At 71.7% G+C, this 17,123-nt stretch carries 19 protein-coding genes; 14 read left to right on the top strand and 5 right to left on the bottom strand.

From position 1 onward, the window contains the following. Nucleotides 1–666 precede the first annotated feature (666 nt). From ABT254_RS45555 to ABT254_RS45530, 6 genes are all read left to right on the top strand, one after another. The gene (locus ABT254_RS45555; protein WP_450753404.1) at nucleotides 667–1,620 is read left to right on the top strand and encodes a segregation and condensation protein A; all 954 of its coding nucleotides are present in this window, start codon (nucleotides 667–669) and stop codon (nucleotides 1,618–1,620) included. Continuing rightward, nucleotides 1,617–2,270 carry an SMC-Scp complex subunit ScpB gene (gene scpB, locus ABT254_RS45550; RefSeq protein WP_099927829.1) on the top strand — a complete coding sequence of 218 codons (654 nt, stop codon included), beginning with the start codon at nucleotides 1,617–1,619 and terminating at the stop codon, nucleotides 2,268–2,270. Before ABT254_RS45555 ends, scpB begins: the two co-directional genes overlap by 4 nt. Continuing rightward, nucleotides 2,270–3,391, top strand: a complete 1,122-nt coding sequence (locus ABT254_RS45545; RefSeq protein WP_351483619.1) for a pseudouridine synthase — start codon at nucleotides 2,270–2,272, stop codon at nucleotides 3,389–3,391. Before scpB ends, ABT254_RS45545 begins: the two co-directional genes overlap by 1 nt. 100 nt (nucleotides 3,392–3,491) lie before the next feature. Then, on the top strand, nucleotides 3,492–4,454 hold the full coding sequence (locus tag ABT254_RS45540) for a sigma-70 family RNA polymerase sigma factor (protein WP_351483618.1): 963 nt from the start codon (nucleotides 3,492–3,494) through the stop codon (nucleotides 4,452–4,454). Beyond that, nucleotides 4,451–5,005 carry a TIGR03086 family metal-binding protein gene (locus tag ABT254_RS45535; protein ID WP_351483617.1) on the top strand — a complete coding sequence of 185 codons (555 nt, stop codon included), beginning with the start codon at nucleotides 4,451–4,453 and terminating at the stop codon, nucleotides 5,003–5,005. Before ABT254_RS45540 ends, ABT254_RS45535 begins: the two co-directional genes overlap by 4 nt. Before the next feature lie 54 nt (nucleotides 5,006–5,059). Then, the gene (locus tag ABT254_RS45530) at nucleotides 5,060–6,475 is read left to right on the top strand and encodes an MFS transporter (RefSeq protein WP_351483616.1); all 1,416 of its coding nucleotides are present in this window, start codon (nucleotides 5,060–5,062) and stop codon (nucleotides 6,473–6,475) included. Here the strand turns inward: ABT254_RS45530 and ABT254_RS45525 are convergent. After that, nucleotides 6,358–7,329: a DUF72 domain-containing protein gene (locus ABT254_RS45525; RefSeq protein ID WP_351483615.1), complete on the bottom strand. Its 972-nt coding sequence runs from the start codon at nucleotides 7,327–7,329 to the stop codon at nucleotides 6,358–6,360. The genes ABT254_RS45530 and ABT254_RS45525 overlap by 118 nt on opposite strands. Before the next feature lie 133 nt (nucleotides 7,330–7,462). On the opposite strand from ABT254_RS45525, the gene ABT254_RS45520 reads away from it, so the two are divergent. Genes ABT254_RS45520 through ABT254_RS45510 form a run of 3 tightly spaced genes read left to right on the top strand, consistent with a single transcriptional unit; the run spans nucleotide 7,463 to nucleotide 9,951 of the window. After that, entirely contained in the window at nucleotides 7,463–8,179 is a 717-nt protein-coding gene (locus ABT254_RS45520) for an NUDIX hydrolase (protein WP_351483614.1), read from the top strand. Next, complete coding sequence (locus tag ABT254_RS45515; protein ID WP_351483613.1) at nucleotides 8,176–9,198, top strand: ADP-ribosylglycohydrolase family protein; 1,023 nt, start codon at nucleotides 8,176–8,178, stop codon at nucleotides 9,196–9,198. The genes ABT254_RS45520 and ABT254_RS45515 overlap by 4 nt, the downstream gene beginning before the upstream one ends. Before the next feature lie 3 nt (nucleotides 9,199–9,201). After that, nucleotides 9,202–9,951 carry a nucleotidyltransferase domain-containing protein gene (locus ABT254_RS45510; RefSeq protein ID WP_351483612.1) on the top strand — a complete coding sequence of 250 codons (750 nt, stop codon included), beginning with the start codon at nucleotides 9,202–9,204 and terminating at the stop codon, nucleotides 9,949–9,951. Here ABT254_RS45510 and ABT254_RS45505 read toward each other — a convergent pair. The 4 genes from ABT254_RS45505 to ABT254_RS45490 are packed head-to-tail and all read right to left on the bottom strand — an operon-like array spanning nucleotide 9,883 to nucleotide 12,316. Next, a complete protein-coding gene (locus ABT254_RS45505) occupies nucleotides 9,883–10,620 on the bottom strand; it encodes a nucleotidyltransferase domain-containing protein (protein WP_351483611.1) in 738 nt (245 codons plus the stop codon). The genes ABT254_RS45510 and ABT254_RS45505 overlap by 69 nt on opposite strands. A 22-nt stretch (nucleotides 10,621–10,642) precedes the next feature. After that, nucleotides 10,643–11,050, bottom strand: a complete 408-nt coding sequence (locus tag ABT254_RS45500) for a Rieske (2Fe-2S) protein (RefSeq protein WP_351483610.1) — start codon at nucleotides 11,048–11,050, stop codon at nucleotides 10,643–10,645. Continuing rightward, the gene (locus ABT254_RS45495) at nucleotides 11,047–11,631 is read right to left on the bottom strand and encodes a DUF6529 family protein (RefSeq protein WP_351483609.1); all 585 of its coding nucleotides are present in this window, start codon (nucleotides 11,629–11,631) and stop codon (nucleotides 11,047–11,049) included. The genes ABT254_RS45500 and ABT254_RS45495 overlap by 4 nt, the downstream gene beginning before the upstream one ends. Nucleotides 11,632–11,656: 25 nt before the next feature. Beyond that, a complete protein-coding gene (locus ABT254_RS45490) occupies nucleotides 11,657–12,316 on the bottom strand; it encodes a hypothetical protein (RefSeq protein ID WP_351483608.1) in 660 nt (219 codons plus the stop codon). A gap of 230 nt (nucleotides 12,317–12,546) precedes the next feature. Between ABT254_RS45490 and aroH the strand changes: the two genes are divergently transcribed. The 5 genes from aroH to der all read left to right on the top strand — a co-directional run bounded on the left by aroH (nucleotide 12,547) and on the right by der (nucleotide 17,036). Beyond that, nucleotides 12,547–12,909, top strand: a complete 363-nt coding sequence (gene aroH / locus ABT254_RS45485) for a chorismate mutase (protein WP_099927817.1) — start codon at nucleotides 12,547–12,549, stop codon at nucleotides 12,907–12,909. Beyond that, the gene (locus ABT254_RS45480; protein WP_351483607.1) at nucleotides 12,906–13,991 is read left to right on the top strand and encodes a prephenate dehydrogenase; all 1,086 of its coding nucleotides are present in this window, start codon (nucleotides 12,906–12,908) and stop codon (nucleotides 13,989–13,991) included. The genes aroH and ABT254_RS45480 overlap by 4 nt, the downstream gene beginning before the upstream one ends. A gap of 150 nt (nucleotides 13,992–14,141) precedes the next feature. Further along, the gene (gene cmk / locus ABT254_RS45475) at nucleotides 14,142–14,828 is read left to right on the top strand and encodes a (d)CMP kinase (RefSeq protein ID WP_351483606.1); all 687 of its coding nucleotides are present in this window, start codon (nucleotides 14,142–14,144) and stop codon (nucleotides 14,826–14,828) included. After that, nucleotides 14,786–15,478 carry a lysophospholipid acyltransferase family protein gene (locus ABT254_RS45470; RefSeq protein WP_450753403.1) on the top strand — a complete coding sequence of 231 codons (693 nt, stop codon included), beginning with the start codon at nucleotides 14,786–14,788 and terminating at the stop codon, nucleotides 15,476–15,478. Before cmk ends, ABT254_RS45470 begins: the two co-directional genes overlap by 43 nt. 79 nt (nucleotides 15,479–15,557) lie before the next feature. Continuing rightward, a complete protein-coding gene (gene der / locus ABT254_RS45465; RefSeq protein WP_351483604.1) occupies nucleotides 15,558–17,036 on the top strand; it encodes a ribosome biogenesis GTPase Der in 1,479 nt (492 codons plus the stop codon). The last annotated feature ends 87 nt before the right edge of the window (nucleotides 17,037–17,123 follow it).

The following is a 17,123-nucleotide window of genomic DNA, read 5'->3' as shown; positions in this document are numbered from 1 at the left end:
CCTGCGGGGGCCATGACCTCGAACGACGTTCCCGCCCCCGGCGCCGGTGCCTCCGGCGGTCGTCGGCGTGCACTGGGGCGGGGCCCGGGCGCTCCACGGGTCGAGCCGATGGCTCCTCCCGGGGACCCGGCCCCTGCGGAGACGACCCCCGAGGCAGCCGCCCCCGAGCCGGATCCGAGCCCGGAGGCCGAGTCCGAACACCCGAATCCCGTGACTCCGGTGCCGGTCGCCGAGCGGCGAGGCGCGGGCCCGGAGCCAGAGGCGCCGTTTCGTGAGCCAGGGCGGGATCCCGCGGCTCCGGTGCCGGTCGCCGGGCAGCGGTCCGTGGCCGTTGAGCCGGTCGCGGAGCCGGGCGCCGTGGCGCCGGAGGCGGCGCCTTCGGCGGAGGCCGTGGCCGCGGGGGTGGTACGAGAGCCGGAAGCGATTCCGGGGTCGGGTTCCGAGCCGCTGGAGGAGGATGCCGCCGGGAGGCGGTCCGTGGACGTTGAGCCGGGCCCAGAGCCGGGCGCTGCGGGGCCGGAGGCGGTCTCTGCGCGTTCGGCGGAGGCCGTAGCTCCGGAGATGGTGCGCGAGCCGGAAGTCGTGGTTCGGGGGCCGGGTTCCGGGCCTTGGACGGAGGCCGCGGCTCCCGAGGTGGTGCGAGAGGCGGAGGTCGCGGCTCCGGAGATGGTGCGCGAGCCGGAAGTCCTGATTCCAGGGGCGGGATCCGAGTCTCGGACGGAAGTCGTGGCGCCCGGGTCTCTGGACGGGGCCGGTGGTGCGTCCCAGGAAATGGGTGTGGGGGCGGAGGCCGTCCCCGGTGAGGCCGACGGGGACGGTGTCTTCAAGGTTCGGCTCTCCAACTTCGAGGGGCCCTTCGATCTGCTGCTTCAGTTGATCTCCAAGCACAAGCTGGACGTCACCGAGGTCGCGCTCTCCAAGGTGACCGACGAGTTCATGGCGCACATCCGGGCGATGGGGCCGGACTGGGATCTGGACCAGACGACCGAGTTTCTCGTGGTCGCGGCCACCTTGCTCGACCTCAAGGCCGCCCGGCTGCTGCCCTCCGCCGAGGTCGAGGACGAGGCCGATCTCGCGCTCCTGGAGGCGCGGGACCTGCTGTTCGCGCGGCTGCTGCAGTACCGCGCCTACAAACAGATCGCCGACATCTTCAACCAGCGGCTGGACGAGGAGGCCCGGCGTTATCCCCGTACCGTCGGACTCGAACCCCATCACGCCGAGCTGCTGCCCGAGGTCGTCATCAGCATCGGGGCGGAGGGCTTCGCGAAACTCGCCGTCAAAGCGATGCAGCCGAAGCCGAAGCCCCAGGTGTACGTCGACCACATCCACGCACCGCTGGTCAGCGTGCAGGAGCAGGCCGGCATCGTGGTCGCGCGACTCAAGGAGCTCGGCGAGGCCAGCTTCCGGGCGCTGGTCGAGGACACCGACGACACCCTCACCGTCGTCGCACGGTTCCTCGCCCTGCTGGAGCTCTACCGGGAGAAGGCCGTGGCCCTCGACCAGGAGACGGCGCTCGGCGAGCTGATCGTGCGCTGGACCGGCGGCGAGGGCGAGGCCCAGCCCATGGTGACCGACGAATTCGACCGACCGCCCGAGCCACCCAAGGAGGACAAGGCGTGAGCGAGGACACCACCGGCCTCCCGGCAGGGCTGCGCACCGTCGCCGACCTCGACCTCAAGCCCGCCCTGGAGGCCGTCCTCATGGTCGTGGACGAGCCCGCGACCGAGGAGCACCTCGCGAAGATCCTCCAGCGGCCGAAGCGGCAGGTCGGGGACGCACTGCGGGAGCTGGCCGACGAATACGCCGTGCAGGGCCGCGGATTCGAGCTGCGGCTGATCGCCGGCGGCTGGCGTTTCTACAGCCGGCCCGAGTACGCGGCGGCCGTCGAGGGCTTCGTCCTGGACGGCCAGCAGGCCCGGCTCACCCAGGCCGCCCTGGAGACCCTCGCCGTCGTCGCCTACCGCCAGCCCGTCAGCCGCAGCCGCGTCTCGGCCGTACGAGGAGTCAACTGCGACGGGGTCATGCGCACCCTGCTCCAGAGGGGTCTGGTCCAGGAGGCGGGCACGGAACCCGAAACAGGTGCGATCCTGTACACGACGACGAACTACTTCCTGGAGCGGATGGGCCTGCGCGGCCTGGACGAGCTCCCGGAGCTCGCGCCCTTCCTCCCGGAGGCGGAGGCGATCGAGGCCGAGACACTGGAAGGGGTTCCGTCGTTCGATCCGGACGCTCCGGATTCCGAGGACGCAGACGACAAGACGGAACTTTGATGCGAAGCAGCAGCGGCAGGAACAGCAGCGGAAACAACGGCGGGAGCCGTGGTGGCAACAGCGGCGGCCGCGGCGGGAGCAGCGGTGGCCGCGGTAATTACCGCGGCGCCGGTAACAACCGCGACGACAAGCAGGGCGGTCGGCCGAAGAAGCCCCGCCCGGAGGAGCGGCGCTACGACGTGGGCCCCGGCGCCACCCAGGACGGCCCGAAGTCGGGGCGCGGTGCCTCGGCGCGCGGCGGCGCCAAGGGCGGCCCCAGGCAGGGCCAGGGCACGGGGCGCGGCCGTACGGCTCCGGCGAGCTCCCGTGAGTACGACGCCCGGGCCGAGGAGCGCAACCGCGAGCGGTACGCGGGCAAGAAGGACGTCAAGCTGCCCAAGACCTTCCCGGGCGCCGAGCAGGAGGGCGAGCGGCTGCAGAAGGTGCTCGCGCGCGCGGGCTACGGCTCCCGGCGCGCCTGCGAGGAGCTGATCGAGCAGGCCCGCGTCGAGGTCAACGGCGAGATCGTCCTGGAGCAGGGCAAGCGCGTCGACCCGGAGAAGGACGAGGTCAAGGTCGACGGGCTGACGGTCGCCACGCAGTCGTACCAGTTCTTCTCGCTGAACAAGCCGGCGGGCGTGGTTTCCACGATGGAGGACCCCGAGGGCCGGCAGTGCCTCGGCGACTACGTCACCAACCGCGAGACCCGGCTCTTCCACGTGGGGCGACTCGACACCGAGACCGAGGGCGTCATCCTGCTCACCAACCACGGCGAGCTGGCGCACCGCCTGACCCACCCCAAGTACGGCGTGAAGAAGACCTATCTCGCCGCGATCGTCGGCCCGATCCCGCGCGACCTGGGCAAGAAGCTCAAGGACGGCATCCAGCTGGAGGACGGGTACGCGCGCGCGGACCACTTCCGGGTGGTCGAGCAGACCGGCAAGAACTACCTGGTCGAGGTGACCCTGCACGAGGGCCGCAAGCACATCGTCCGCCGCATGCTCGCGGAGGCCGGCTTCCCCGTCGAGAAGCTGGTGCGCACCTCGTTCGGCCCGATCACCCTGGGCGACCAGAAGTCGGGTTGGCTGCGGAGGCTGTCCAACACCGAGGTCGGCATGCTGATGCAGGAAGTCGATCTCTAGCAGCCCTGTGCGACGGCCGGTTCCGGACTCTCTCCGGGACCGGCCGATTCGTTTTCGGTTCCCCGCCGGTCTGTACTCGTGACCGGCGAGAGGAATGGCCATGCCTGCTACGACGACGGACCGCGACGAGTTCGTCCGGCTGACGGACCCGTACCGGCGGGAGCTGCTCGCGCACTGCTACCGGATGCTGGGCTCGGTCGACGAGGCCGAGGACCTGGTGCAGGAGACGTATCTGCGGGCCTGGCGATCCTACGAGGGCTACGAGGGCCGTGCGTCCCTGCGGACCTGGCTGCACCGCATCGCCACCAACACGTGCCTGACGGCCCTGGAGAGCCGCGCGAGGCGTCCGCTGCCCGCGGGGCTCGGAGAGCCGTCACAGGCGCCTGAGGAGCCGCTGAGGACCCCTGCGACGGATGTTCCGTGGCTCCAGCCGCTGCCCGACGCGCTGGTCGACCCGGCGACCGTGGTGGCCGCCCGCGGCAGCCTGCGGCTCGCACTGGTCGCCGCGCTGCAGAATCTTCCCGCCCGGCAGCGGGCCGTGCTCATCCTGCGGGACGTGCTGGCCTGGCGTGCGTCCGAGGTCGCCTCGCTGCTCGGGACCTCGACGGCCGCCGTCAAGAGCAGCCTCCGACGCGCGCGTGCCCGGCTCGACGAGGTCGCTCCCGACGAGGACCTCGTCGTCGAGCCCGAGGGCTCGGCGGACCGCGAGGTGCTCGACCGGTACGTGGCCGCCTTCGAGCGGGCCGACATGGACGCGCTGCTCGACCTCCTCCAGGACGGCGTCGAGCTGGAGATGCCGCCCAACCTGGAGTGGTTCCACGGCAAGAAGGACGTGCTGCTGTTCCTGCGGGCCAGGGGGCATGGAGAGGGCCGCTACCGGATGCTGCCCACGCGTGCGAACGGGCAGCCGGCCGTCGTCATGTACGTGCGCGGGGTGGACGGCGTGCTGCGGGCGCACTCGGTGCAGGTGCTCAGCGTGGCGGGCGGCTCACTGGCCCGCATCACGGCCTTCATCGACCTCGCGCAGGTCGACCGCTTCGGGTTCCCCAGGGTGCTGTCATGAACTGCGGTGAGCTGCTGGAGCGTTCGCTCGCCTACGCGCTGGGGAGTGTCGCCGCGGTCGGGTCCGGGAGTCTGGAGCGGGGCACCCCGTGCGCCGCGTGGGACCTGGGAGAGCTGCTCGGGCATCTCGACGATTCGCTGGACGCCCTGCACGAGGGGCTGACGGGCGGGCGGATCGGGCTGACGCCGATGCGCCCCGGGGGAGACCTCGCCTGTGCCTTCCGCACGCGCGCGTGCGCCGTGCTCGGCGCCTGGGCGGCCGGACCCGGGGAGCAAGTGGTGGTGGGCGGACTGCCGCTGGACGTAGGGGTGATGGCCGCCGTGGGAGCGGTGGAGATCGCCGTGCACGGATGGGACGTGGCGCAGGCCTGCGGGCGGCCCCGGCCCATCCCCGGCCCGCTGGCGGCCGAGCTGCTGCCGGTGGCGCGGTGCGTGGTGGCGCCGGAGGACCGGGGCGTGCGCTTCGGCGCGCCCGTGGCCGTACCGCTGGAGGCGGGGCCGGAGGCGCGCCTGCTGGCCTTTCTGGGGCGGTGCGATTCCTTTCCGGGGTGAGGGTGGTCTGCCTTCCGTGAGCGACCTCAAGAGCTCATGGAAGGAACTCCCGTCATGACCGACACGCTGAGTGTCTCCGTACGCAAACCACCCGCAGAGCAGGCCCCGCACCGACCCGTGTGGACCGTCGTCCTCGCCGGGCTCGGCGCGCTGCTGTGCTCCCTGGACGTCGTGGTCGTCGCCACCGCGCTGCCCGCCCTGCGCGCCGACTTCGGGGCGAGCCTGTCCGACCTGGAGTGGACGATCAACGCCTACAACCTGGTCTTCGCCTGTCTGACCCTGACCGGCGCCGCGCTCGGCGACCGGTTCGGGCGGCGGCGGATGTACCTCGCCGGGCTCGCCGTCTTCACCCTGGGCTCGGCCGCCTCCGCGCTGGCGGGCGGCCCGGGCCAGCTCATCGGCGCGCGCGTCGTGCAGGGCGCCGGTGCCGCCGTACTGCTTCCCCTCACCCTGACCCTGATCAGCGAGGCGTTCCCGGCCGAGAAGCGGGGTGTCGCCATCGGCGTCTGGGGCGGGGTGACCGGGCTCGGGGTGGCGGCCGGACCGGTGCTCGGCGGGGCCGTCACCGAGGGCCTGTCCTGGCAGTGGATCTTCTGGCTGAATGTGCCCATCGGCCTTGCGATGCTGCCCTTCGCCGCGACCAGGCTCCGCGAGAGCTACGGCACGCGGCCCCAACTCGACCTCGTGGGGCTGGTGCTGGCGGCCGTCGGGGTGACGGGGCTTGCCTGGGCGCCGGTGCGGGCACCGCAGGCGGGCTGGGGGAGCGCCGAGGTGCTGACCGCGCTGGCCGCCGGGATCGTGTCCGTGGCCGCGTTCCTCCTCTGGGAGCGCAGGGGAGCCCGCTACCCGATGCTGCCGCTCGCGCACTTCCGCAACCGCGGCTTCTCCGTCGCCAACGCGGCCGCCTTCCTGGTCTTCGGGTCCCTGCTGGGCGCCCTCTTCATGATCACGCAGCTCTTCCAGACCGGGCTCGGCTACTCCCCGCTCCAGGCGGGCGTGCGCATCCTCGTCTGGAACGCGATGCCGCTGCTGGTCGCCCCGGTCGCGGGCGCCCTCGCGGACCGCTTCGGCACCCGGCCCTTCATGTTCGGCGGCCTCGCCCTGCAGGCGCTGGGCCTCGCGCTGCTGGCCCGGCAGGTCGAACCCGGGGTCCACTACGGGCAGTTGGTCCTCCCGCTGATCATCGCGGGCATCGGCATCTCCATGGTCTTCCCGAGCGTCGCCAACGCGGTGACCTCCGCCGTCCCCCTCGGTGACGCGGGCGTCGCGGCCGGCGTCAACAACGCCCTGCGTGAACTGGGCGGTGTCTTCGGCATCGCCGTCGCCGCCCTGGTCTTCACGCAGTACGGCGGCTACGGTTCACCGTCGTCCTTCCTGGACGGCTGCGCACCGGCCCTGTGGGTGTCGGCCGGCGCGGCCGGAGTGGGGGCGGTGGTGGCGGCGTTCGCGCCGTCACACACGCGGGTGTGAGCCCACTCCGCGCCGCCGAGCAGCCCCTTCATGGTCTCGGCGGCGCGGACCGCGGCGGCACCGCAGCAGTTGTTGAACAGCACGTGGAGCTGCTCCGTCCGCCCGGCCAGCGACCGCAACCGGGGCAGCCAGTCGATGAGTTCGTCCTCCCCGTAGTCGTACCGGAACCGGTCCTCCTTGCTCCCCGACCCCCAGGCCGCGCTCCGCCCGTGGAACCGGACGACGGACAGCCGTGGCGCGGCGACCGGCGTGACGGGCGGGATCGACAAGGGAAGCGACTGCGTCATGTCCACCGCCACGGCGGTCATGTCGTACCGGGTCAGCAACGCGCGCGTGGCCTCCGCCCACTCCGGCCGCCACCATCCGGGATGCCGGAACTCCACGGAGACCGGCCACCCTTCGGTCCGCTCGGCGCACTCCCGCAGGAACTCACCGCCCCGCTTCCCGGGGGAGAACCACGGCGGCATCTGGAACAGCACGCTGCCGAGCCGCCCGGCCGCCCGCAGCGGCTCGATCCCCTCGGTGAAGCGTGCCCACACCTGGTCGAGCACCTTCGGATCCCGGTGGTCGGCCCGAAGCCCGTCCGGCATCACCGCATCCCGCGTCGGGTGGCCGGTGAGCAGTGAGAACGCCTTCACGTCGAAGACGAAGCCGTCCGGGGTCCGTTCGGCCCACAGGAGGCTGTTGCGGGCGCTCGGCAGTGCGTAGTACGCCGAGTCGACCTCGACGACCGGGAACCGTTCGGCGTAGTGCCTCAGCCGTCCCTCCGCGTCCTTGCGCCCTGCCGGATACCAGCCGCTGCCGACCAGTGCCCGGTCCGTCCACGAGCACGTGCCCACGAGGATCTCGCCCATGCGGTGCCGGTTACCCCTCTCGGGGGCGCGGAAGCCCGCGAGTTGTGGAAGTGCCTCGGGGTTGTGGAAGCACCCACCCCGTGTTTATAGTCGACATGACCATTAAAGATCCGGGGGTTGGAGGTCCGGTGCCATGGAGTACGACAAGTACGCCTACGAACCCTTCGCCGTCACCGTCGACCTCGCCGTCCTGACGATCCGTGACGGCGCCCTGCACGTCCTCCTCGTGGAGCGTGGCCAGGACCCCTACGCCGGTCACTGGGCACTGCCCGGCGGCTTCGTGGAGCCACGGGAGTCGGCGGAGACGGCAGCCCGGCGCGAACTGGCCGAGGAGACCGGCCTCGCGGACGTCACCGGGCTGCATCTGGAGCAGCTGCGGACCTACAGCGAACCCGACCGCGACCCCCGGATGCGGGTCGTGTCCGTCGCCTTCACCGCACTGCTGCCCGACGCGCCCGAGCCGCAGGCCGGCAGCGACGCGGCGCGGGCGAGCTGGCTGCCGTACGACTCGGCCCGTCCTCTCGCCTTCGACCACGACACGATCCTCGCCGACGCCCACGAACGGGTCGGCGCCAAGCTGGAGTACACCTGTCTCGCCACCGCCTTCTGCCCGCCCGAGTTCACGCTCGGCGAGCTTCAGCACGTCTACGAGACGGTCTGGGGCACGGCTCTCGACCGGCCCAACTTCCGCCGCAAGGTGCTCGCCACGCCCGGCTTCGTCGAAGCCGTGCCGGGCGCCGCCCGCCTCACCGGCGGCCGGGGCAAACCCGCCGCGCTCTATCGGGCGGGCCCGGCCACCGCGCTGCACCCGCCCCTCCTCCGACCGTCCCGGGAAGGACGCCCCGCATGACCGCGACCATCGTCGACAAGCAAGCAGCCACCGGGGCGTTGACCGGCCTCGCGCTCGGGGACGCCCTCGGCTTCCCGACCGAGTTCAACGACGTGCCGTCGATCCTCGCCAAGTTCGGGCCGTGGCGGCAGATGCGGCTGCCCACGCCCGCGATCGTCACCGACGACACACAGATGACGCTCGCGGTGGGCCGCGGCCTGCGCACGGCCATGGACCGCGGTGTGCTCGCCCCCAAGCGGCTGGAGCGGCCGCTGCGCGAGGAGTTCGTCGACTGGTACCAGTCCCCGGAGAACAACCGGGCGCCGGGGAACACCTGCCTGCGGGCGTGCAACCTGCTGAAGGACGAGAACCGCGCCTGGCAGGACGCCAGCCAGATCGGCTCCAAGGGCTGCGGTGCCAACATGCGGGTCGCGCCCGTCGGGCTCGTCCCCGGCCTGAGCGACGAACAGCGCGCGGGCGCCGCCCAGTTGCAGTCCGCCCTGACCCACGGACATCCGACGGCCCTCGCCGCATCCGACCTCACCGCCCGCGCGGTACGGCTGCTCGCACAGGGCGCCGAGCCGACCGGCCTCGTCGGCCTGCTGCGCTCGTACGCCCTGGAGAACCGCAGCCGCTACCACCACACCTGGCTCGGCGACCTGTGGACGCGCGGTCAGGACCCGAGCCCCGAGCACTTCATCGCCCGCGGCTGGGACGAGTGCCTGGAGGTCCTCGGCCGGCTGCAGGACGCCGTACGCACATCCTCGACCGAGACCGACCCGTGCCTGGCCACCGGCGCGGGCTGGATCGCCGAAGAAGCCCTGGCGACCGGCCTGTTGTGCTTCCTGCAGTTCGCCGACGAACCGGTGACGGCCATCCGGCGGGCCGCCTGCACCTCCGGCGACTCGGACTCCATCGCCTGCCTGACGGGCGCCTTCGCGGGCGCGCACCTCGGCGCCGACGCCTGGCCCACCGAATGGGCCGACCGCATCGAATACCGCACCGACCTGCTGACGCTCGGGGCCCTCTGGGACGCTTGAGTCATGATCGACGCCCTGGACCTCGACCTGACGCCGGTGGTCGCCGAACAGCCCGACCCTGTGCTGTTCGCGACCGTCTCCGGCGCCCACCTCTACGGCTTCCCGTCCCGCGACTCGGACGTGGACCTGCGGGGCGTGCACCTGCTGCCGACCGCGGACCTCCTGGGCCTGTGGGAGCCGGACGAGACCCGGTCCCGGATGTGGGACCGGGACGGCGTCGAGCTGGACCTGGTCACCCACGACCTGCGCAAGTTCGTACGGCTGATGCTGCGCCGCAACGGCTATGTGCTGGAGCAACTGCTGTCGCCCCTGGTCGTGCATACGACCGATCCGCACCGCGAACTGGCCGCGCTCGCGCCCGGCGTGCTCACCAGCCATCACGCCCACCACTACAGAGGGTTCGCCAACACCCAGTGGCGGCTTTTCGAGAAGACCGGTGAGCTCAAGCCGCTGCTCTACACCTTCCGGGTCCTGCTCACCGGGATCCACCTGATGCGCAGCGGCGAGGTGCAGGCCCATCTGCCCACGCTGCTGGGGGAGGTGGACGCCCCCGCCTACCTGCCGGAGCTGATCGCGGCGAAGGCGGAGCGGGAGCACGGGGGTGCCGATGTCGACCAAGCGCGCGTGCGAGCCGACGTCGAGCAGCTGCACGGCGTGCTGGACGCGGCGCAGGAGGCGTCGGCGCTACCCGACGCCCCGGCCGTGTACGACGCCCTGCACGACTTCGTCGTACGCATCCGGCTGGAGCGCTGAGGCGCGGCGGACGCGGAGGAGGAAGGCCTCCACGCGGTGCCGGTCCGGCTCCTCGGGGAGGGGGCTGTGGCGGGCTGCCTCGTCGGCCTCCGCGGCCAGGCGGTTCATCCAGGACTCGACCTCCCGCCACGGGACCTCGCCGTGTTTCACGGCCAGGAGGGGCTCGCGCTGGTCGCCCACGTCGAGGGTGAGGGTGCCCGTACGCAGCAGATCGCGGGAGCTCATCAGGAGACGGAGCAGATGCATGGCGTGCTTCCAGCGCGGGGCGCCGTGCGTGCGGACGTCCGCCTCCAGCTTCTTGCGCTGGCCCAGGGCGTAGCGCGTGAACGTCTCGTGCGCCTGGCGGGAGAGGAACGCGCCGCGCAGCGCGAGGAGTTCGCGCCCGGTGTCGTCGACGTACTCCACGAGCGGGGAGTGCAGGCACTCCAGGATGTTCGGGTTGGCGCGCAGGGCCAGCTCGCAGAAGCGCTCCAGCTCCCAGCCGAACTGTTCCTCGGCCGGACCCTCGACATGCGTCGGCGGCTTCTCGAAGCGCCAGAACAGCGGAGTGGGGGCCACGAACACACCCCGGCGGTCGGTGTCGCTGCCGTCCGTCGCCAGACCGAACGCGCGCGAACCCATGACGCAGCTGTAGATCGTGTGGTCGCGCACCAGGGTCTCGGAGAGCATGGACGGGAGCGTACGCGGCGGCTCACGCCAGGCGGATCGAATTTCCTTCCACCTTGATCTGCTCCGCGGGTAGCGGTTTCGGCGCCGGGCCGCCGGCCACCGAGCCGTCGGTGATGCGGAACTCGCTCTTGTGGCACGGACAGTGGATGATGCCGTCCGCGATGCTGCCCACCGTGCAGCCCTGGTGTGTGCAGATCGCCGAGAAGGCCTTGAACTCGTCCTTCTTCGGCTGGGTGACCACGACCTTCTCGTCCTTGAAGATCTTGCCGCCGCCCACCGGGATCTCGGAGGTCTTCGCCAGCTCCTGCCCGCCGGAGGCGTTCGCGGAGGACCCGGAGTCGCTGTTGTCGCCGTACTTGCTGCAGCCCGCGGCGAGCGTCGCCGCGCCCGTCGCGAGGAGAACCGTGCGCCGCGTCGAGCGGTGGGTCATGTCGTCACTCCGAACGTGCGGAAGAACCAGAGGGCGGACGTCAGCCAGATGAGCGTGAGAACGGTGAAGACCAGCCCGCCGACGAGCGGCAGCAGCCAGCCGGGGAGTCGCTGGGAGCGAAGCAGCAGCATCTTGGCACTGAAGGCACCGAAGAAGAAGCAACCCAGGGCGGAGTGCCACATCACGCGCGTCTCGTAGGTCTGGTAGCCCAGCGCGTACAGGCAGTGCACGGCGACCGGGACCGCCACCAGGAACGCGATCCGTCCCGACCAGCGGTGCAGCGTCGACGCCCAGCGCGGCCCCGGCAGCTTGCCGTACACCATGAACGCGCTGACCAGCTGGACGAGCGCGAAGAAGAACGCGGTCGACGCCAGCCACGACTTCACCGCGCCCGTGCTGCTGAACCCCGCCAGGTTGAAGGCCGTGCCGGCGGGATCGTGGACCTTGCCGTACACCCCGAGACCGACGGCCACCGCGGCGGCGACGAGGGCCGGGACGAGATAGCGGGCCGGGCTCGGGGCGCGATGGGCGGGTTCGGAGGGCGGGAAACTCTGGGTCGCGGCGTTCGGGTCGACGGTCATGGTGTCGTCTCCCAGGTCAGGAGGATCAAGGAGTTACGGGGTGTGCCGTCAGCCGCTGTCCGCCGACCGTCACCGCGCCCGTCGCCGGATCGATGGCCGGTGCGGCCGAGGGCTCTCCATCGCGGGTGACGATGCCGACCTGCTTGCCGCCCGGCAGGACGATCCAGCCGCCGACGATCCGGGCGCCGGCGACCTGGCTGTTCGCCCGGTAGAGCCCGGACGGCTTTTTCGCCTTGTCGATGGTGAAGGCGTAGTGCCCGCCGCCGACCTCGGCCGTGCCCCGGATCTGCTTGCCGCCCTTCAGCGTGCCGGTCAGCTTCGCACCGTGGTCACCGGTCAGGCTCAGGCTGCCGTCGTCCTTCACCGCGCCCTTCAGCCAGGACTCGATGTTGTGGCCGTCGCAGAAGTACGCGATCGCCTTGCCGCCGCGCAGCGAGACCGCCACCGCGGACGAGTCGTCGTCGGTACGGCCGGTGTAGACACCCTGGGCCGCGGCCGCCCGCGACGGCGAGGGGCTCGGTGACGCGGTGGTCTTCGAGGGAGTCGGTGACGCCGTGACGGCGGGCGACTTCTCCTTGTACGTGGACGACGCGCTCTTCGTCCCCGTCGTCGCGTTGAGCGACAACATGAACAGGCCGAGCAGCAGTCCCGCGAGCAGGGTGAGCAGCGGTCCAGGGCGCTTCATTCGGGCCTCCCCCGAGGCGAGTGTCCTGCCATCAGAGCGGACCGGCGGCCCCAACGTAAAGAGGCGCACAGGGGCGAGCCGCCCCAAGTAGCGAAATTGGGGCGATTCAGTGACATTGACAGGGCATCGGAGCCGCCGTCTCAGCGGGCGGGCGTCGCGCACCCGTCCGCCGCGGCCTGACTAGGCTGGAGGGTCGAAAGCCGATCCGTACATCAGCGAGGAGTGCAGCCGTGGCGGTACGAGCGGTCCGGGGAGCCGTCCAACTGGAACGGGACGAGGCCGGGCACATGGACGAGCAGGTCGGGGCCCTGCTCACCGCCATCCTCGAGCGGAACGCCCTGAGCGCCGACGACCTGATCAGCATCTGGTTCACGGCCACGCCCGACCTGCACAGCGACTTCCCGGCGGCCGCCGCACGCAAGCTGGGCATCGTCGACGTACCGCTGATCTGCGCCCAGGAGCTGGACATCGAGGGCGCCATGCCGCGCGTCGTGCGCGTCCTGGCGCACATCGAGTCCGACCGCTCCCGCGCCGACATCGCCCATGTCTACCTCGGCGCCGCGGCCGCCCTGCGCAAGGACATCGCCCAGTGAGAACCGCGCTCGTCATCGGCACCGGGCTCATCGGTACGTCCGCCGCGATCGCCCTGACCCAGCGGGGCGTCGTCGTCCACCTCGCCGACCACGATCCCGAGCAGGCCCGTACGGCCGCCGCGCTCGGCGCCGGCACCGACGAGGCCCCCGACGGACCGGTCGACCTCGCGATCATCGCCGCGCCACCCGCCCATGTGGCCGGAGTGCTGGCCGACGCCATCCGCCGGGGCGCGGCCCGCGGCTACCTCGACGTGGCCAGCGTCAAGGGCGGACCGCGTCGCGAGCTGGAGGCGCTGGGCCTGGACCTGTCCGCGTACATCGGCACGCACCCCATGTCGGGCCGCGAGAAGTCCGGGCCTCTGGCGGCCACCGGTGACCTCTTCGAGGGCCGCCCCTGGGTGCTGACGCCGACGAGGGACACCGACACCGAGGTGCTCAACCTCGCCCTGGAGCTGGTCTCTCACTGCCGGGCCGTCCCGGTCGTCATGGACGCCGACGCCCACGACCGCGCGGTGGCGCTGGTCTCCCACATGCCCCACCTGGTCTCCTGCATGGTCGCCGCGCGGCTGGAGAACGCCGAGGAGGCGGCCGTACGGCTGTGCGGGCAGGGCATCCGGGACGTGACCCGGATCGCCGCCTCCGACCCCCGGATGTGGATCGACATCCTGTCCGCGAACCCCGGGCCGGTGGCCGACCTGCTGTCCGACGTCGCCGCCGACCTGGAGGAGACGGTGCAGGCGCTGCGGTCCCTGCAGTCCTCCGACGAGGCCAAGCGCGGTGAGGGTGTCCTGGGCATCGAGGACGTGCTGCGGCGCGGGAACGCCGGGCAGGTGCGGGTGCCGGGCAAGCACGGGTCCGCTCCGCGGGCGTACGAGGTCGTGGCGGTTCTCATCGACGACCAGCCGGGGCAGCTGGCGCGGATCTTCGCCGACGCGGGTCGGGCCGGGGTCAACATCGAGGACGTACGGATCGAGCACGCGACCGGGCAGCAGGCGGGGCTGGTGCAGCTGATGGTGGAGCCGCAGGCGGCGCCGGTCCTCACGGCGGCGCTGCGGGAGCGGGGCTGGGCGATCCGGCAGTAGTTCTCCTCAAACGCCGGACGGGCTGGAGTGCAGTGACCGGCGGCGACCAGTGACCACTCGTCCGGACGGGTGGTCCGCACCCAGTAACCTTGTGCAGGGCACCATCGCGGCCCCGCACACCACCGCACCGCACCAGGAAGGTGTCCCCCCGTGGAAAACGGCGTCGCCAAGCCCGTGATTGTCGCCATCGACGGTCCGGCCGGCACCGGCAAGTCGAGCACGTCGAAGGCCGTCGCCGCGCAGCTCGGCCTGAGCTACCTGGACACCGGCGCCCAGTACCGGGCGATCACCTGGTGGATGGTGAACAACGGGATCGACATCGACGACCCGTCCGCGATCGCCGCCGTGGCGGGCAAGGCCGAGATCGTGTCCGGCACCGACCCGGCCAATCCGACGATCACGGTCGACGGCACCGACGTGGCCGCCCCGATCCGTACCCAGGAGGTGTCCTCCAAGGTCAGCGCGGTCAGCGCGGTGCCCGAGGTGCGCGCCCGGATCACCGAGCTGCAGCGCTCGCTGGCCACCTCCGCGGAGCACGGCATCGTCGTCGAGGGCCGTGACATCGGTACGACCGTGCTGCCCGACGCCGACCTGAAGATCTTCCTCACCGCTTCGCCGGAGGCGCGTGCCGCCCGCCGCAGCGGCGAGCTGAAGGGCGCCGACGTGCACGCCACCCGCGAGGCGCTGATCAAGCGCGACGCGGCCGACTCCTCCCGCAAGACCTCGCCGCTCGCCAAGGCGGACGACGCGGTCGAGGTGGACACCACCGACCTCACCCTCGCGCAGGTCATCGAGTGCGTCGTCACCCTCGTCGAGGAGAAGCGGGCCGGAAAGTGACCGCACCCTCCGTCCCCTCCGAGAAAGGCGCCGAGGTCGGGCGGCGGATCGGCGTCGGACTGATGTACGGGCTGTGGAAGCCGCGGGTGCTGGGCTCCTGGAAGGTGCCCGCCACCGGCCCGGTGATATTCGCCGTCAACCACTCCCACAACATCGACGGACCGATGGTCATGGGCGTGGCGCCCCGGCCGACGCACTTCCTGATCAAGAAGGAGGCGTTCATCGGCCCGCTGGACCCGTTCCTGCTGGGCATCGGCCAGCTGAAGGTGGACCGCTCGGTCGCCGACCGCGGCGCGATCACCCAGGCCCTGGACGTCCTGTCGGCCGGCGGAGTCCTCGGCATCTTCCCGGAGGGCACCCGCGGCGAGGGCGACTTCGCCTCGCTGCGCGCCGGCCTCGCCTACTTCGCCGTACGCAGTGGGGCACCGGTCGTCCCGGTCGCCGTACTGGGAAGTTCCGAGCGGCGGGGACGGTTGATAAAGGGGCTGCCTCCGCTGCGCAGCCGTATCGACGTCGTCTTCGGCGACCCCTTCGAGGCGGGCGACGGCAGCGGACGGCGCACGCGCAAGGCGCTCGACGAGGCGACCGAACGCATCCAGAAGCAGCTCACCGCGCACCTGGAAAACGCCAGGCGACTGACCGGTCGCTAGGCGACACTGAGTAGTGGATCAGCCCGGAGAAACCGGATGGTCCACCGATCACCACGATGAACGACGAGGTACGGACTTCATGAACGACCACATCCACTCCGACGGCTCGGGCGAGCAGCACGACCACGGAGCGCTTGGCGACGCCGAGTACGCGGACTTCATGGAGCTCGCCGCGGAAGAGGGCTTCGACCTCGAGGACGTCGAGGGCGCCATCGAGGAGGCCGGTCACGGCCCGCTGCCCGTCCTCGCCGTCGTCGGCCGGCCGAATGTCGGCAAGTCGACTCTCGTGAACCGCATCATCGGGCGGCGCGAGGCGGTCGTCGAGGACAAGCCCGGTGTCACCCGCGACCGCGTCACCTACGAGGCCGAGTGGTCGGGCCGCCGCTTCAAGGTCGTCGACACCGGCGGCTGGGAGCAGGACGTCCTCGGCATCGACGCCTCCGTGGCCGCGCAGGCCGAGTACGCGATCGAGGCCGCCGACGCCGTCGTGTTCGTCGTCGACGCCAAGGTCGGCGCGACCGACACCGACGAGGCGGTCGTACGGCTGCTGCGCAAGGCCGGCAAGCCCGTGGTGCTGGCGGCCAACAAGGTCGACGGGCAGAGCGGTGAGGCGGACGCGGCCTATCTGTGGTCGCTGGGCCTCGGTGAGCCGCACCCCGTCTCCGCGCTGCACGGCCGCGGCACCGGCGACATGCTGGACGCCGTGCTCGAGGTCCTGCCGGACGCACCCGAGCAGACCTTCGGCACCGCGATCGGCGGCCCGCGCCGCATCGCCCTGATCGGCCGCCCGAACGTCGGCAAGTCCTCGCTGCTGAACAAGGTGGCGGGCGAGGAGCGCGTCGTCGTCAACGAGCTCGCGGGCACCACCCGTGACCCGGTCGACGAGCTCATCGAACTCGGCGGCGTCACCTGGAAGTTCGTCGACACCGCCGGCATCCGCAAGCGTGTCCACCTCCAGCAGGGCGCCGACTACTACGCCTCCCTGCGCACCGCGGCCGCGGTCGAGAAGGCCGAGGTCGCGGTCATCCTGATCGATGCCTCCGAGTCCATCTCGGTGCAGGACCAGCGGATCGTGACGATGGCCGTCGAGGCGGGCCGTGCGATGGTCATCGCGTACAACAAGTGGGACACCCTCGACGAGGAGCGCCGCTACTACCTGGAGCGGGAGATCGAGACCGAGTTCGGCCAGGTCTCGTGGGCGCCGCGGGTGAACGTGTCGGCGCGCACCGGGCGTCACATGGAGAAGCTGGTCCCGGCGATCGAGACCGCGCTGGCCGGCTGGGAGACCCGCGTCCCGACGGGCCGTCTGAACGCCTTCCTCGGCGAGCTGGTCGCCGCCCACCCGCACCCGATCCGCGGCGGCAAGCAGCCCCGCATCCTCTTCGGCACCCAGGCCGGCACCAAGCCCCCGCGGTTCGTGCTGTTCGCCTCCGGGTTCATCGAGGCGGGCTACCGGCGCTTCATCGAGCGCCGGCTGCGCGAGGAGTTCGGCTTCGAGGGGACGCCGATCCACATCTCGGTGCGGGTGCGCGAGAAGCGCGGCAGCAAGAAGAAGTAGACGGCACATGGGGGAGGGGGGGGGGGGGGGGGGGGGCCCCCCCCCCCCCCGGGCGGGGGGGGAGGGACCACAGAGGAGAAGTAAAAC

Origin of the sequence: Streptomyces sp. NPDC001137 (assembly GCF_040298885.1) — a bacterium.
Classification (GTDB): domain Bacteria; phylum Actinomycetota; class Actinomycetes; order Streptomycetales; family Streptomycetaceae; genus Streptomyces.
Note: the sequence above shows the minus strand (reverse complement) of the source record. Positions and strands in the feature narration are given on the sequence as shown.

Bases quoted from the DNA above. Each gene is read 5' to 3' on its own strand.
- ABT254_RS45555 (WP_450753404.1), top strand. From the start codon at position 667: ATGGTGCGCGAGCCGGAAGTCCTGATTCCAGGGGCGGGATCCGAGTCT.
- ABT254_RS45545 (WP_351483619.1), top strand. From the start codon at position 2,270: ATGCGAAGCAGCAGCGGCAGGAACAGCAGCGGAAACAACGGCGGGAGC.
- ABT254_RS45540 (WP_351483618.1), top strand. From the start codon at position 3,492: ATGCCTGCTACGACGACGGACCGCGACGAGTTCGTCCGGCTGACGGAC.
- ABT254_RS45535 (WP_351483617.1), top strand. From the start codon at position 4,451: ATGAACTGCGGTGAGCTGCTGGAGCGTTCGCTCGCCTACGCGCTGGGG.
- ABT254_RS45530 (WP_351483616.1), top strand. From the start codon at position 5,060: ATGACCGACACGCTGAGTGTCTCCGTACGCAAACCACCCGCAGAGCAG.
- ABT254_RS45525 (WP_351483615.1), bottom strand. From the start codon at position 7,329: ATGGGCGAGATCCTCGTGGGCACGTGCTCGTGGACGGACCGGGCACTG.
- ABT254_RS45520 (WP_351483614.1), top strand. From the start codon at position 7,463: ATGGAGTACGACAAGTACGCCTACGAACCCTTCGCCGTCACCGTCGAC.
- ABT254_RS45515 (WP_351483613.1), top strand. From the start codon at position 8,176: ATGACCGCGACCATCGTCGACAAGCAAGCAGCCACCGGGGCGTTGACC.
- ABT254_RS45510 (WP_351483612.1), top strand. From the start codon at position 9,202: ATGATCGACGCCCTGGACCTCGACCTGACGCCGGTGGTCGCCGAACAG.
- ABT254_RS45505 (WP_351483611.1), bottom strand. From the start codon at position 10,620: ATGCTCTCCGAGACCCTGGTGCGCGACCACACGATCTACAGCTGCGTC.
- ABT254_RS45500 (WP_351483610.1), bottom strand. From the start codon at position 11,050: ATGACCCACCGCTCGACGCGGCGCACGGTTCTCCTCGCGACGGGCGCG.
- ABT254_RS45495 (WP_351483609.1), bottom strand. From the start codon at position 11,631: ATGACCGTCGACCCGAACGCCGCGACCCAGAGTTTCCCGCCCTCCGAA.
- ABT254_RS45490 (WP_351483608.1), bottom strand. From the start codon at position 12,316: ATGAAGCGCCCTGGACCGCTGCTCACCCTGCTCGCGGGACTGCTGCTC.
- der (WP_351483604.1), top strand. From the start codon at position 15,558: ATGAACGACCACATCCACTCCGACGGCTCGGGCGAGCAGCACGACCAC.